This is a genomic window from Hyphomonas sp. CY54-11-8 (genome assembly GCF_000682735.1).
GTDB lineage: Bacteria > Pseudomonadota > Alphaproteobacteria > Caulobacterales > Hyphomonadaceae > Hyphomonas.
On sequence record NZ_AWFD01000036.1, the window covers coordinates 1 to 14,769 of the forward strand.

12 protein-coding genes and 1 pseudogene are annotated in these 14,769 nt (G+C 56.4%); 9 read left to right on the forward strand and 4 right to left on the reverse strand.

The window, feature by feature from the left end; genetic code table 11:
• The 3 genes from HY17_RS16045 to HY17_RS16055 form a co-directional block, all read left to right on the forward strand.
• On the forward strand, positions 1 to 470 hold a 470-nt coding region (locus HY17_RS16045; protein WP_034768532.1), incomplete at its 5' end, for a carboxyl transferase domain-containing protein.
• 4 nt (positions 471 to 474) lie between these two features.
• Positions 475 to 2,421 carry an acetyl/propionyl/methylcrotonyl-CoA carboxylase subunit alpha gene (locus HY17_RS16050; RefSeq protein ID WP_051600221.1) on the forward strand — a complete coding sequence of 649 codons (1,947 nt, stop codon included), beginning with the start codon at positions 475 to 477 and terminating at the stop codon, positions 2,419 to 2,421.
• A 157-nt stretch (positions 2,422 to 2,578) separates the two neighbouring features.
• Entirely contained in the window at positions 2,579 to 3,739 is a 1,161-nt protein-coding gene (locus HY17_RS16055; RefSeq protein ID WP_034768534.1) for an acyl-CoA dehydrogenase family protein, read from the forward strand.
• 193 nt (positions 3,740 to 3,932) lie between these two features.
• Here the strand turns inward: HY17_RS16055 and HY17_RS16060 are convergent, their stop codons facing one another.
• The 3 genes and pseudogenes from HY17_RS16060 to HY17_RS20770 all read right to left on the reverse strand — a co-directional run.
• On the reverse strand, positions 3,933 to 5,129 hold the full coding sequence (locus tag HY17_RS16060) for a thiolase family protein (protein ID WP_034768536.1): 1,197 nt from the start codon (positions 5,127 to 5,129) through the stop codon (positions 3,933 to 3,935).
• Positions 5,126 to 5,380, reverse strand: a complete 255-nt coding sequence (locus HY17_RS20590; protein WP_304412374.1) for a Zn-ribbon domain-containing OB-fold protein — start codon at positions 5,378 to 5,380, stop codon at positions 5,126 to 5,128. The genes HY17_RS16060 and HY17_RS20590 overlap by 4 nt, the downstream gene beginning before the upstream one ends.
• 15 nt (positions 5,381 to 5,395) lie before the next feature.
• Positions 5,396 to 5,590, reverse strand: a pseudogene (locus tag HY17_RS20770) (zinc ribbon domain-containing protein); the annotation flags it as partial.
• Between the two features lie 72 nt (positions 5,591 to 5,662).
• Here HY17_RS20770 and HY17_RS16070 point away from each other — a divergent pair.
• From HY17_RS16070 to HY17_RS16090, 5 genes are all read left to right on the forward strand, one after another.
• Complete coding sequence (locus HY17_RS16070) at positions 5,663 to 6,970, forward strand: MFS transporter (protein WP_051600222.1); 1,308 nt, start codon at positions 5,663 to 5,665, stop codon at positions 6,968 to 6,970.
• On the forward strand, positions 6,967 to 7,971 hold the full coding sequence (locus HY17_RS16075) for a fumarylacetoacetate hydrolase family protein (RefSeq protein ID WP_034768540.1): 1,005 nt from the start codon (positions 6,967 to 6,969) through the stop codon (positions 7,969 to 7,971). Before HY17_RS16070 ends, HY17_RS16075 begins: the two co-directional genes overlap by 4 nt.
• Before the next feature lie 8 nt (positions 7,972 to 7,979).
• The gene (locus tag HY17_RS16080; RefSeq protein ID WP_034768542.1) at positions 7,980 to 9,227 is read left to right on the forward strand and encodes an MFS transporter; all 1,248 of its coding nucleotides are present in this window, start codon (positions 7,980 to 7,982) and stop codon (positions 9,225 to 9,227) included.
• 155 nt (positions 9,228 to 9,382) lie between these two features.
• Positions 9,383 to 11,653, forward strand: a complete 2,271-nt coding sequence (locus tag HY17_RS16085) for a TonB-dependent receptor (protein ID WP_197020295.1) — start codon at positions 9,383 to 9,385, stop codon at positions 11,651 to 11,653.
• Between the two features lie 78 nt (positions 11,654 to 11,731).
• Positions 11,732 to 12,601 (forward strand): SDR family oxidoreductase, encoded by an 870-nt coding sequence (locus HY17_RS16090; protein WP_051600223.1) that lies wholly within the window; start codon positions 11,732 to 11,734, stop codon positions 12,599 to 12,601.
• Between the two features lie 322 nt (positions 12,602 to 12,923).
• Here HY17_RS16090 and HY17_RS16095 read toward each other — a convergent pair whose 3' ends face one another.
• Positions 12,924 to 13,955 carry a hypothetical protein gene (locus HY17_RS16095; protein ID WP_155843665.1) on the reverse strand — a complete coding sequence of 344 codons (1,032 nt, stop codon included), beginning with the start codon at positions 13,953 to 13,955 and terminating at the stop codon, positions 12,924 to 12,926.
• A 201-nt stretch (positions 13,956 to 14,156) separates the two neighbouring features.
• Here HY17_RS16095 and HY17_RS16100 point away from each other — a divergent pair, with 201 nt between their 5' ends.
• Positions 14,157 to 14,744 carry a TetR/AcrR family transcriptional regulator gene (locus HY17_RS16100; RefSeq protein WP_197020296.1) on the forward strand — a complete coding sequence of 196 codons (588 nt, stop codon included), beginning with the start codon at positions 14,157 to 14,159 and terminating at the stop codon, positions 14,742 to 14,744.
• Positions 14,745 to 14,769: the final 25 nt, after the last annotated feature.

Consider the following 14,769-nt stretch of genomic DNA (forward strand, 5'->3'; position numbering starts at 1 on the left):
TTTCCGGGTTCATGGTGGGGGGAAAATATGAAGCCGAAGGCATCGCCAAACACGGCGCGAAGCTCGTAACCGCTGTGGCAACTGCACAAGTACCAAAGATCACCGTTGTGATCGGCGGCAGTTTCGGTGCTGGCAATTACGGCATGTGCGGGCGGGCCTATCAGCCCAGATTTCTGTTTACGTGGCCGAATAGCCGGATCTCGGTGATGGGGGGCGAACAGGCTGCCAGCGTCCTCGCCACGGTCCACCGCGATTCCGATAGCTGGACGCCCGAAGAAGCCGAAGCGTTCAAAGCCCCGATCCGGGAAAAATACGAAACCGAAGGCAATCCCTGGTATGCAAGCGCCCGCCTCTGGGACGACGGCATCATTGATCCTGCCCAAACCCGTCATGTTCTCGGCCTCGCATTTTCCGCAACGTTGAACGTTCCCATTGCCGAACGGGCACAGTTTGGCGTGTTCAGGATGTAGAGCCATGATCAAATCCCTGCTTGTTGCCAATCGCGGTGAGATTGCTTGCCGAGTTATTCGAACCGCCAGACGACTCGGCATCCGGACCATCGCTGTCTATTCAGATGCCGACTCAATGGCGCCGCATGTGACCCTGGCCGACGAGGCTCTTCACATTGGGCCCTCCCCGGCTGCAGAAAGCTATCTTGTCGGCGACCACATGATCGCGGCCGCACAGCAGGTCGGTGCAGAGGCGATTCATCCGGGGTACGGATTTCTATCCGAGAACGCCGGTTTCGCAGCACAGGTCATAGAGGCCGGGCTCGTTTGGGTTGGCCCCCATCCGGACAGCATACGGGCTATGGGCCTGAAAGATGCTGCCAAGAAACTCATGCAGGACGCCGGCGTCCCTACGACACCGGGCTATATCGGTGAAGATCAGTCTCCCAAACACCTGAAACAGCAGGCATCCCGGATTGGGTATCCCGTTCTGATCAAAGCTGTTGCAGGCGGCGGCGGAAAGGGCATGCGAAAGGTCGATCAGGCCAAGGACTTTGAAGAGGCCCTTGCATCCTGCCAGCGCGAAGCCAAGGCGTCGTTTGGCGATCAGACCGTACTTCTCGAAAAGTGGATCACCAATCCACGCCATATCGAAGTTCAGGTCTTTGGCGACACTCACGGCAATGTCGTCCATCTTTTCGAACGCGACTGCACGCTTCAGCGCAGACACCAGAAGATCATTGAAGAAGCTCCGGCCCCCGGCATGAATGAGGAGACGCGTGAGGCCGTCTGCACAGCTGCCGTCAACGCCGCCCGCGCGGTGAACTATGTTGGCGCTGGTACGGTCGAGTTCATCGCCGACGGATCCGGGTCGCTGAGCGCTGACCGGATCTGGTTCATGGAAATGAATACACGCCTGCAGGTAGAACATCCTGTGACTGAAGAGGTAACGGGTGTGGACCTCGTCGAATGGCAGCTGCGCGTTGCATCCGGCGAGCCGATCCCGGTCGCTCAATCGGACCTCCAGATCAAGGGCTGGTCGATGGAAGCGCGGCTCTATGCGGAAAACCCGGTCACAGGATTTCTGCCCTCAACCGGTCCGCTTCGTGTCTTGTCCCTGCCGCACGGGTCAGCACGGATCGAGAGCGGTGTCAGCCAGGGTGGCGAGGTTTCTCCCTTCTATGATCCGATGATTGCAAAATTGATCTGCACTGGTGGTACCCGGGACGAAGCCCGCACAGCCCTTGCCAGGGCATGTGATGGCGTTGCCACCTATCCGGTTCACAACAATGCAGCCTTCCTGTCCCGGCTACTGCGCGACGAAACCTTTGCAGCTGGCGGCGCAACCACGGGCTATATCGGTGAGTATCTGGATCAGTTGGTAAGTCGTCCAGAGCCTTCAACTCAAGGCCTTGCGGCGGCAACCCAAATGCTTGGCGAAATGCGAAAGCCGCACGGCAGCGGAAACCCTGTTCTTGGCCCCTGGGACCGGTTGACCGGATTCCGCCTTAACGGACCCGTTGATCTTGAAACCCAGATTTCAGTCGATGGCGAAAACCGAACCGCCACAGTGCAATTGGTCGACGCGAAGCCAATCACCCTCTTGCCGCTCGAAGACGGTGTTCTGCTTGTTGAGCGAGGTTGGGCATTTAATGTGTCGCTCCCTCGGCACGACACGGACATGGCAGGATCTGGTGCATCAGATGGCAGCGTTCTTTCGCCCATGCCTGGCCGGATCATTGCCGTCGCCGTTTCAGAAGGTGAATTCGTTAAAGCGGACCAGGCGCTGGTGACTGTCGAAGCCATGAAGATGGAGCATGTGCTTCGCGCGCCTTTTGACGGCGAAGTCACCGCGCTCTCGATAAAACAAGATGACCAGGTGCTCGAAGGCAAGTTGCTGATGAAAATCAGTGCAGCTGGACGAAGAAGCGTAAAGGCGGGAAAGCCATTTGACGGCCGGGCGAGTCCTTGAGGAGTTCCGGCGCGCGGCAAGATCCAACAAACGATTGACCCACAAAGCCGAACGAAATATTGATTTTTTATACACTTACGTCATTTGTGCTCAATTTTTAACGGAAATGCGCAAATGGGGGCGGACCAGCTTGGATTGAGAACAACAGGGGCAGACAATGGATTTTCAACTAACAGAAGACCAAAGGGACCTCCAGGATATGGCGCGCAAATTTGCACGCGCCGAGTTGATGGATCTCTCGCGAGACATGGAAGAAAAGGCGATGCCCCTGCCCGATGCCATGCGCCGCAAGTACGGCGAAATGGGTTTCTTGGGGGTCAACCTGCCGACCGAATATGGTGGCCTCGGCCTCGGCCACCTCGAAGCGCTGCTCGTTCTGGAGCAATTTGCCATGGTCTCTCCGGCTGTCGCCTGGCCGATTTTCGAAAGTCTGACGGGTCCTGTGCGCACGGTCCAGCACTTTGCCTCCGACACGTTGAAGGCCCGCATCATTCCAGACGTAATCAAGGGGGAGAAGATCGTTGCGGTATCGATGTCAGAACCAAATGCCGGCACAGCCCTGACGGACCTGACAACTCGTGGACGCATCGAAGGCAACGAGATTGTTATTTCGGGGCAGAAACGCTGGTGCTCGGGCGGCGCCCATTCTGACATCTACATCGTCTATTGCCGCCTTGAGGACACACCTGGCGCCAAGGGCATCGGCGCTGTTCTCGTCGAGAAAGAGCGCGATGGCATCAGTTTCGGACGCCCGGAAGAACTAATGGGATTTCGTGGTATTCCGTCTGCTGATATCTTTCTTGACGATGTGCGGGTCCCACTCGACAATATGATTGTACCGGCCGGCGGCTTCGCAAAACTGATGAGCGCCTTCAGCCTGGAACGGTGTGGAAACGCAACCATGGGACTGGGCATTGCGGCAGCTGCGCTCGAAGACGCGACAGAATATGCCCAGGAGCGAAAGCAATTTGGAAAACCGATTGTCGAGTTCCAGGCGATCCAGATGAAGCTCGCGGACATGGCCATGAAAGTTGAGGCGGCTCGGCTGTTGATCTACCGCGCGGCAGTCAGCGCGAGCAAAGGCCTGCCATCTGTTTTTGAATCAAGCGTGGCGAAATGCTTTTCCAACGAAATGGTGCGTGAAGTTGCGGCAAACGGACTTCAGATCATGGGCGGATATGGGTATTCAAAGGAGTACAGGATGGAGCAGCGTGTGCGCGACAGCTTTGCCTGGGGCATCGCCGGCGGCACAACAGATGTCCAAAAGACCAACATTGCCGCAGCCATGGTCGGACGGAGATTCAATCAGCGCAGCTGACCGGCAGGCCATTGACGCATGGCCAGAGGCCCCGGGCGCGGGAAATCAGGGCGCGGCCCGACGGAGAAACCTAGCACATCGACACAGAATACCTCCGTTTCTGAGGGTTCATTTGCAGCGATCGCATTATGATCCGTACCCTAATAGACCGACATACAATTTAACCCGCACTGAACACCGATGCCGGCAGACCTCAGTCTCGGACGAGCAGGAGCGAACCACCAAGCGGTCCGCCTCCGGCCGCTGCAACGGCAATATCCGCCTTTTTCAGCTGCCGCTGTCCGGCGCGCTTCCACAACTGGCTACATGCCTCATGAACATACCCCAATCCATGTGTCCGCCCCCCGGACAATTGTCCGCCATTCGTGTTGATCGGAAGCGTGCCCTCGCGGGAAATACGCGCGCCACCTTCGATGAAACGGCCGCCTTCACCGCGCTCACAAAAGCCAAGATTCTCGAGCCAGATGAGTGTCAGAATGCTGAACCCGTCATAGAGCTGGGCCGTATCGACATCCTCCGGTGTCAGGTCCGTCCGGGCCCACATCATTTCCCCAACGCCCCGCGTTGCCATTTCCGTGAGCGGCAGCTGGTCCCACGAATACGGCACATTGAGTGCCGAACCGATGGCCTCGATGCGTATCGGCGGGTTTGGCTGATCTCTTGCGATATCACTCCGTGACAGGACGATGGCTGTCGAGGCGTCGCAATGAACGTCGCAGTCAAACATGCGAAGCGGTGTCGAGATCATCCTGGATGACATATAGTCGCCCAGTGTCATCGGGTCGCGAAAGACCGCCTTCGGGTTCAAAGCCGCATTTGCTCGGCACGTCAGCGCAATCTGCGCAAGCTGTTCACTGGTCGTTCCGTACTCATGGAAATGTCGCTGCGCGAAGATCGCTATCAGGTTGATTGCGGAGTACACATTAAATGGTGTGTACCATCGCCACATGTAGCTTCCATCGCGCCCTTGAGTCTTGTTGGTGAGCGCCGATGCGCTTTTTGACACGAGCCTTGCACTCGATTCCGTGATGGTCCTGAACACAAGGACGTGCCGGCATAGGCCGGTCGCAATCGCCATCGCACCATTGATGATACCAGCCAGAGGCCCCGGCCCTTCATAGCCACCGCCATACCAGTTTACTTTCAGTCCCAGCATGGTCGCAGCGGCATGCGAACCAATGGGAGAAAAACTGTCTCCTGCATTGTTGTGATCGCCGGGCCAGCACGCAATCCCGTCAATGTCTGTTGGGTTCAGCCCTGCATCCCGGATCGCTTCGAGACATGCATCGGCTGTCAGCTGTGACGCGGTTTTCTGGGATGGTCGTCCAACTTCGGACTGACCAATGCCAGTAATCGCAACATCCTTTTCATAGAATCGATCGAAGTTCATTGCGCAGCCTCGAACAGGGGCAGCCAGACATCCTCAATCTGTTCGAATACGACCACAACCTCCATGCCGATCAACACATCGTCGGGGTCACAGTTCACAATATTGGATAGAAATCTCAATCCGGTCTGCTCGACCAGTTCGACGATCGCAATGACAAAAGGAACAACGAGGCCCGGTGCCCAGGCCTGGTGATTGATCGTGAAACTGACGACCCGCCCGCGCCCCGACACTGGTTCTGACGAAACATCCATGCCCTGGCATGAGGGACAGACGGGCTGGGGCGGGTGAAACAGGTCAGAACAAGATCGGCATTTGTAGATTAGCAAATGTCCGTCGCGACCACCTTGCCAGAAGGGGGTGTTTTCAGCGGTTAGCTGAGGAAGCTTTCGGGCAAATTTAGCTTCGGCACTCACAGAATTGTCCTCCTCCGAGTCTGACGGCGCAAAACTTCCTCTTGTCATACTGCCACGAGCCGCGCAAAACAGAAATGCAAAAAGTGTATAAAATATAGGGGCGCTTGCGGGGAGGTTTGAATGCGAAGCGACGAGGCGGATAGCGCCAGAATTCCGGGGTCTGCCTGGCGCGCTCTTGCAGTGCTTACCCTGATATATGTCTGCCACTCGATCGACCGATCCGTGATGTCGATCGTGATTGAACCGATCAAGACAGAACTCAATCTCAGTGACAGTCAGATCGGTATATTAGGTGGGCTTATCTACGCGGTGCTTTACGCCGTTGCCGGTTTGCCGCTGGGATACCTGATCGACCGTGTGAACCGCCGCAACCTCCTGGCCGGACTGGTGGTCGTGTGGAGCGGATTTACTGCGCTTTGCGGATTCACCCAGAACTACATACAATTGCTATTGGTGAGAGCTGCAGTCGGCGCCGCTGAGGCGGGCGGAGCCCCAACAGCCATATCCCTCATCAGCGATTTTTTTCCGGAAAAGCGTCGCTCAACGGCCATCAGCATCTTTTGGCTGAGCACAGCGATCGGCACGGCCCTGAGCTTCGCACTCGGTGGACTGGTCGCTGCACAATATGGCTGGCGCGCGGCATTTCTTGTCGCCGGCGCGCCAGGACTGGTTCTGGCGATTATCCTCCTGCTCACAATTCAAGAACCGGTTCGGGGCAGCTCTGATCCGGCCACCTCAACCGCCTCTGATCACCCACCTTCTCTACGGGACGCATTTGTCTTTACCGTATCCAACCCCGCGTTTGCCAATGCCTTCGTTGCGACCGCTTTGAAAGCAGCCGTTCTATCGGGCGTGCTGGTCTGGGCAGGCTCCTACCTCATACGGGTTCAGCACTTGCCAATTGCGAATGCTGGACTGGTCATTGGAGCCTGTATTGCAGTGTTCGGCGGAGCCGGGTCGCTGCTCGGTGGATGGCTTGGTGACCGGCTGTACAAATTGGGGGGCACACGCCTCATACCGGTTGGTCCGATGCTAACCAGTATTGGGACCGCACTATGCGTTGCCGTTTTCGCATTGACTTCGAGCCTGTATATCGCAGTGGCGGCGTTTGCGGCATTCGAAGTCGCGAGCCGGATGTATTCGGCCCCTTCCTATGCCTTCATCGTCAGTACGGTGGATCCCGGAATGCGCGGCCTTGCGGTGTCCTCGCTTCAGGTCTGTGCAAACTTGATCGGCTACGGCTTCGGTCCCTTTATCGTTGGAGTTGTGAGTGATGCGTTCGGCGGAACCAACTCCATTCGATACGGATTGTCGGGCCTTTGCGTCGTCAGCCTGTGGGTGGCCCTGCATTACTATCTGGCATTCCGGTACGCTTCAAAACCCGCCCGCACTTCAGCCCATTCAGACACCGTGGAGAATTTTCGATGAGACTAGTGACCTTTGAACGCTCCGGACAAACCAGAAGCGGCGCTTTCGTCGAGGACGACACGATGATTGTCGATCTGGCCGACGCACACGAACAAGTGTTCAGAAGCACCCCTCATGCACTCCTGAATGTCTTAGCTATAATCGAGGGCGGCGACAACGCATTCGACATGGCCACCGACACGATTCGCCGCGCGCCGAAAAGTTCCATGGTCCCGCGGGAAGAAGTCAGACTGCGGGCGCCCATTCAGCCACCGCCTCAAATGCGGGACTTCAGCTGCTTCGAACTGCATCTCGAACAGAGCTTCGCAGCTGCCCGGAAATATCGGGCTATGGCCCTCAAGCACGATCCGGTGGCCGCCGAACGGGAACTTGCAAACACCGCAGACCAAGACCGGGTCATGGAAACGGTTCGCCGCCAGCCGATTTATTACAAGGCTAATCGATTTGCTGCCCACGGCAGTGACGATGACGTGATCTGGCCGTCCTATTCCAAGGCGATGGATTTCGAACTCGAATGGGGCTGCTACATAAAGGGGCACGCAAAGGACGTCGCACGCGAAAACGCATCAAAGCATATTTTCGGTTATTCCATCTTCAATGATTTCTCGGCAAGGGATGCCCAGGTCCTTGAAATGTCTGGGCAATTAGGGCCAGCGAAATCCAAGGACTTCGACACCGGCAATCCTCTCGGGCCCTGTCTCGTAACTGCCGATGAGGTGCCCGATCCCTATAACCTGACGATGATCGCACGCGTAAACGGAGAGGAATGGGGACGCGGCAATACAGGTGACATGCTTTGGCGTTTCGAAGATGTGATTGCATTCCTCAGCCGATCCGAAACCCTTCATCCAGGCGAATTCCTGGGGTCCGGAACCGTCGGAAACGGATCAGCCGTCGAACACATGAAACGTCTAAGACCCGGTGACATTGTCGAGCTTGAAGTCGAAAAGCTTGGTGTGCTGCGGAACCGTATAGCCAAAGCTGCTAGCCCGGTCGCCTGAGACGCCAGATGCACAACGCAGCGCTTGATCTCGGAGAATTCAAACTCGCCTGGCGGATCCTGATCCTCGGTGTGATCGGTGTTGCGATCAGCGCAAACGCAGCCTTACTTTACAGCTTCGGGACGCTCGTCGTTCCGCTCGAGGAAGCATTCGGCTGGACGCGCGCTGAAGTGCAAACCTCCGTCACGGCTCTATATCTCGGCGCAATTGTGGGCTTGCAGATCGCAGGGCGAGCCAACATGAGATTTGGCATCAGGACGGTGACCCTTACTTCCTTGATCCTTATCACGGCCACCTATTTCGCCCTGACCTTGCTTGTGCCGATAACCGGGTCGATCTGGACATTTTACCTGCTGATTGCACTGCTTCCGGTCGCCGGCGCGGGCACGCTGACAGTTACCTGGACAGAACTGATTGCAATCTGGTTCAAAAAGAATCGCGGCCTTGCGCTCGCCATCGGGCTATCGGGCACGGGCCTCTCAGCGGCGGTCCTGCCGCCTGTGATGGCCACGGCTATCAAAACACTCGATTGGCGAGCGGTCTTTTGGATCATGGGTGCCCTGAACATCGCCCTCGCCTTTCCGCTCTCCTATATTTGGATTGACAAGCAGGCTAACAGATCCGGTGGCAAAATTGCTGAAGCGCCAATTCCCGCCAATCAGCCTGGGTGGCGCTATGGACGCGCCATGGCATCGAGAAAATTCTGGACCTTGAATATTGCGCTTTCACTTGTCGTTTCGGCTGTTATCGCCATGGTCACGAGCACGGTGCCTCTTCTTCAGGATCGCGGTTTCGAGCCCATCGAGGCGGCATCGATATTCAGTTCCTTTGGCGCCGCGCTGATCTCGGGCCGGATCGTCGTCGGATACCTCCTTGATCGGGTTTGGCCTGCCGGCGTAGCAGCGGCTGCCATACTCGTTCCGGCTGTAGGATGCGCTCTGATCCTCGGCGGCGGGACGTATACGCCCGCTCTGATCCTTGGATCCTTCCTGATCGGATTTGGTGCCGGCGCCGAGTTCGACATCGCTGCCTTCCTGGTCTCACGGCATTTTGGACTGCGTGACTATGGGCGCCTGTTCGGCTTCCACCTTGGACTGGTTACCGCCGCAGCTGCGGCAGCGCCCCTGCTTGTCGCGGCCCTTGTTGCCCATTCCGGTACCTACACCACGACACAAGTCTACAGCACGATTTGCTTTGCGATGGGCGGGCTTTTGATGCTGACCCTAGGGCGAGCGCCCAAGGATTTTGAAGTCTGAAACTCAGCGTCGACGCAAACGCGGAAAGTCCAGTTACGCAATGACGACAGCGGATTCCTGGGCCGCGAAAATATCTTGTTGACATTTAGTACACTTTCCCGAAATGTGTGCAAAATCTAGCATGAACATGCATGCAGAGTTTTTGGGAGGATTTCATGAAATCTGAAAAGACATCAAAAGTGCGTCTACTGACTGCGTCCGCTCTGGCAGGCGGTCTGATCATGGTTCATGCGTTGGTGGTTCCTGCCGCGATTGCTCAGGAAGAAGAAACAGCTGCGCCTGAAACCGAGGCTGAGGGCAGCAAACGGCTTGGAACAGTGAGCGTCACGGCGCGGCGCGTCGAGACCAATCTCCAAACAACCGCGGTTGCGGTGACAGCACTCGGAGCAGACGCACTTGAGACCCGGCAGATAACAGATGTGAACGCACTTCAATACAGCGCGCCCAATGTGACCATTGAGCCCGTGAACGGCGATTCCGGTGCGAGTGTGTCGATCCGCGGTATGGCCGGCGTTGAAAACACGTCTGCCTCTGACCCGGCAGTCGGGATTTATGTCGACGGCGTCTATTCCGCGCGATCCTCGCTCGGATTGCTCGAGTTGGTCGACGTGGAACGCGTCGAAGTCCTGCGCGGTCCGCAAGGAACCCTGTTCGGACGCAACACGACGGGCGGTGCGCTCAACATCACAACGCCGACGCCAACTGACGAATTTGGCGGTCGTCTGACAGCTCGCCTTGGTGAGTACGACACCAGGGAAGTTCTCGGGCACCTCAATATTCCCATTGCCGGCGACAACATCGCAGCACGCGTCAGCTTTAAGCATGGCGAACATTCTGGTTACGGACAAAGCGCCTATAATGGCCGCGAGCTGGCCGATCTTGATTCCAACTTCCTGCGAGGTGTACTTCGCATCGCGCCCGAGGGGGCCAACTGGGACTTGACGTTGTCTGCTGACACTTATGAACGTGACGGTAATGGCCCGATCGCAGCCTTGGTCGACGTGAACCCAGCCGGCCTGTCTGGTGCGTTTCTCGGTTACGCCCAGTACATTCCGACCGATTTCTACACCAACTATACCTCGACAGAAACGTTCGCCAACATTGAAGCGGACGGCGTCGCCGCAACCCTGAACTGGGACCTCGGCGGCGTTCGGCTTAAGTCGATCACCGCGCTGCGCAGTGTCCGGAACAGGGTTCTGGCCGATGTGGACGGAACGCCTAACCCGCAAATTGCTGGTCCGGCGATTGTCCTTCCATCACCCCCCCTGCCTGTGCCTGGAATCGTCATCCCAACCGGCATTGAGTTTGAACAGGACAACCACCAGGACGAGCAATTCACACAGGAATTCCAGCTGGTCGGCACTCTGGGCGACATCAACTGGATCGCCGGTGCCTTCTATTTCACTGAGCACAATGACGATCTGACAACGAGCTCGACAGCCGTGACGGGGGGCGAAGTCGAAAACAACTCAATCGCTGTGTATGCAGAGGGTGACTATACGCTGTCTGACACGCTCTCCCTGACTGCAGGTCTCAGGTACACTCAGGATGAACGCAATCTGGTCATGAGCATTTTTTCGCCAGGTGGTGCGACCTGCACCTTGCCTGTTGCGGAACTCGACGCACCAGGTGACTGTGCCATTACGCGAAGCGTCGACTATGACTACCTGTCGTACAATCTCGGCCTGAACTATCGGGTCAACAACGACATCTTTGCCTATGCCAAGACAAGCCGGGCGACACGTGCCGGCGGTTTCGTGCACCGCATCTTCTCACCAGCCTACGAGCCGGAAGAAGTAACGAATTACGAAGTCGGTTTGAAGAGTGAATTCTTCGACCACCGCTTGCGGGCAAACCTTGCCGCATTCTACATGGACTACAAGAATGTGCAGCGAACCGCCGTTGTCGTCGTGAACGGGGCCCCGACAGCTACCACCACGAATGCAGCTGAAGCAAAAGTTCCCGGCTTCGAGGCTGAAATCGACATTGTTGCCAATGACTATTTCACATTTGGTGGCTCGGTCGGCTGGCTGGACCCGCAGTACGACGTATTTGAAGACGGCGGCCGCGATCGCAGCGGTGAGCCCTTCACCTATACGGCGGACTACACCTACAATATCTACGCAACAGCAACCGCTCCGCTCAGCTTCGGCGACCTCGTCCTCCATGCTGATTATGGCTACAAGGGCGACATCTACTTTGACACGGTCGATCTCGACCGGGATGTCCAGAAGGGGTATGGACTGCTCAACCTCCGGGCCGCGCTCCAGTTCGACAATAACTGGGAATTTGCAGTGTTCGGAAAGAACGTCACCGACGAGGAATACAACACCTACATCCTCGATCTGAACAACTCCCTTGGCTACACCTCCGCCTATCGCGGAACGCCGGCTGTTTGGGGTGCCGAAGCGACTGTCCGCTTCTAGGATCTCATTGTCGGCACCTGTTGAGCGCGTCCCTATCCTCCACCGTAGGGACGCGCTTCTTACTTTCAGAGAACACCCATGTCCGATCGTGAAAGTCTGTTCAAGGAACGCTATGGCAAATGGGCGCTGATTGTCGGCGCATCTGACGGCATTGGGGCCGCACTTGCAGAGGTCGCGGCTCAACGCGGCTTGAACTGCATTCTCGTGGCGAGGCGGGCGCAAAAGCTGGACGCACTGGCCCGGCAATTGCAAAACGACCATCAAGTTGACGTAAAGGCGTTGGCCCTCGATCTGACATCACCGAACGCCAGGAACACACTGGTCGGCTTGATCGGGGAATTTGATATCGGCTCGGTTTTCCTGAACGCGGGCGGAGACACGCTCGGCGCAAGGCTCGTAGATGCCGATCCAGATGCAATTGATGCGTTGATCTCCCGCAACGTGCTGCTGCTCACGCATTTAGTAAGACTATTCTCAAAGCATTTCATTGACAGAGATCGCGGCGGCCTTGCCGTCATCGGATCGGATTCCGCCCTCAATGGCGCGGGCCGGATCAGTGTATACAGCGCTACAAAGGCTTATGCCCTGAACCTGGTCGAGTCACTTTGGGCAGAACTCCAGCATACCGGCGTGGATGCCACCTACTTCGTGATCGGAACAACGGACACCCCTAAACTTCGCAATCTTCTCACAGCACGTAGCGTAGCGCTAGACGCCGTCAATCTCGCTGAGCCCCACATGCTCGCGCACTGGGTCATGGACAATTTGTCCAACGGACCAACCCAAGTCTTCGACGTTTCGCCTGACTCCATGGATCCACTCACCTCTCCGCAAGCACGCCGAACACGCGTGGCCCGAAATACCGACATCATCGATTTCTTTTTCGGCGATCTATCCCCGGACCCTACGCTTCTCGCCTCCTTGAAATCGGGTCGATCATGGAAATGAGCGTGTGCCGCCTCCTAGATGCCTTTATGAGGCAGATAACCCTAGCTTTGATCGCATGCTGCAGCGTTTTGCCAGCGAAACAGCCTACCACCCTCTCGTTCCGGACGGTTCGAAATTCAAGGGCCCAGCTAATTTCGCGGGCGTGTTGACGAACTGGTTCGAGTCTTACCGCTACTGCAATTGTAAGATCCGGCCATCTGGTCAGGACCCGATCACATGATCACCGAGCGATTCTACCACGTCACTCCGCTCAAGGACGGTCGGCAGACCGTACGGATTGAGGGTTGAACTCGAGTCCTGAGTGAAGCGCCCTGTCGGTGATCTAAAGGTCGCTGCCTTTGACGTTCCGGGCGGTTCCATTGCGCCGATCGGATTCTCCCCAACCAAGCCAGTGGTCGAGTTCGCGCGTGTCGCCAACCCGTCGCCACTGCCCACACTGTTGAGCCGTGATCGGAAAGCCCCCCACAAAATCTGTCATTTCATCCTTCTTGTCCGGATAGAAGACCCATTCTTCATTGCCGTCGATGATGACTTTCGCAGACTCGGCAAAATAGCTGCCCGGTTTATGGACCACTTCGCCCTCGATATTTGTTGTTGAACGAACCTTGCCAGACTCATCGGTCAGGATCGCGTAACCGAGATTATCGTGACCCACCATGATTGACCCAAGATCATAAGACCCATCCTTGTAGATGTTGGCGAATGTCCACCAAAGGACATGCATGTTGTTGTTAACGATCAGATCCTTCTTGTGGTGGATGGCTCCGCCCTCGGCCATGTAGATCTGGTCGACGGCCAAGCAGCCTTTGACCGGGCGGCCCTGGCATACCCCCGCGACGTTGTAGACTTGTGAAACGTAGAATGTCCCCCACTCCACCCCCGGCAGGTACCATTGCATACCATTGCCGAGCAGCTTGCCAGAAAGATCGAACAGTCCTTCTTCCTTCCAGGAAAAAGCTTTGCCTGACGCCTCGATTTTCCATGGATTTCCCTGATCGTCGGGCTGGCTCTGCCAACTCGCCGTATCGCCATTGAGGGCTGTTACGGGTCTTAGTGTCATGGCCTGTTTGGCTGCCGTTTCCTTGTCGATACGGATGTTCTCGCCATCGATCAGTGTGGACAGAAACAGAAAGGTCACCGGATTAGGTGTGCCATCCGGTCCCAGCAGGGAACGAACTGTCGCAAATGTCTCCTCATCATCGGTGTAGAGGCATCCAAATACTGAGGTTTTCGAATAGGTGAGGCCAAAAAAACCCCGCGTATTGTTCAGGGCTTTGCCCGTAACCTTATGCGGTCCGGCGAGGGTCTGGTAGCTGAAATTACCACGCTCTGGTATCGTATCGTATTCAATCACGCCCATCCTCCTCCCGATTGTTCCAAATCTGACGCTTGCACTCTTTGTTGAACGACCATACGCCCGGTTCACGCTGATCCAAGCGAAGAGGAGCTTGCATCGTTTGACTCCAAGTCAAACGGAGTGGATGACCTTGCCTTGAATACTCGCTGAAGAATCGCCGGAAAAATGTCCACAAAGATTGAAACGCTCGACAGGATCATGGCCTCGGCCCGCAAGGTCTTCGCAGTTACGGGTCTGAAGCGCGCGACCATGACAGGGATTGCCGAAGATGCCGGTGTCACCAAGCAACTTCTCTATCACTACTACCAGAGCAAAAATGATCTGTTTTCAGCCGTGCTCAACCAGCAGTCTGAAACGATCCTGTCCGCACTCGGCAACCATGAATTTCAGAGTGGAGATCCGGCCTTTGCGCTGAGGGCCATCCTGGAACTGGCTTTTGATCAGTATAAGAACGACCCCTATCTTCCGGCGCTCGCACAGGAGGCGATAGCCTTTCACAATGAAGTCGGCCCCGAAGACGGCAGGTTCGCCGCCCTGGCGCCAGCCCTGAACGAAAAGATGGCAGCGCTCATTCAACGCGGTATCGATACAGGCAAATTCAAATCGAACATTGATCCGAACCTGTTTTCTGGCCTTGCGATCCTTGTAACGCTTGGCGGATTCTACAACAGCTACATGCTTTCGAGTCTACTTGGCTTTGATACGCGATCAGAAGAAGGGGCCGGTCTATGGCGAAGCTTCGCGATTGACTTCCTGCTCAATTCCATCCGCATAGCCAAGGATTAGCTGTCGAATTTATTGGACATTATTT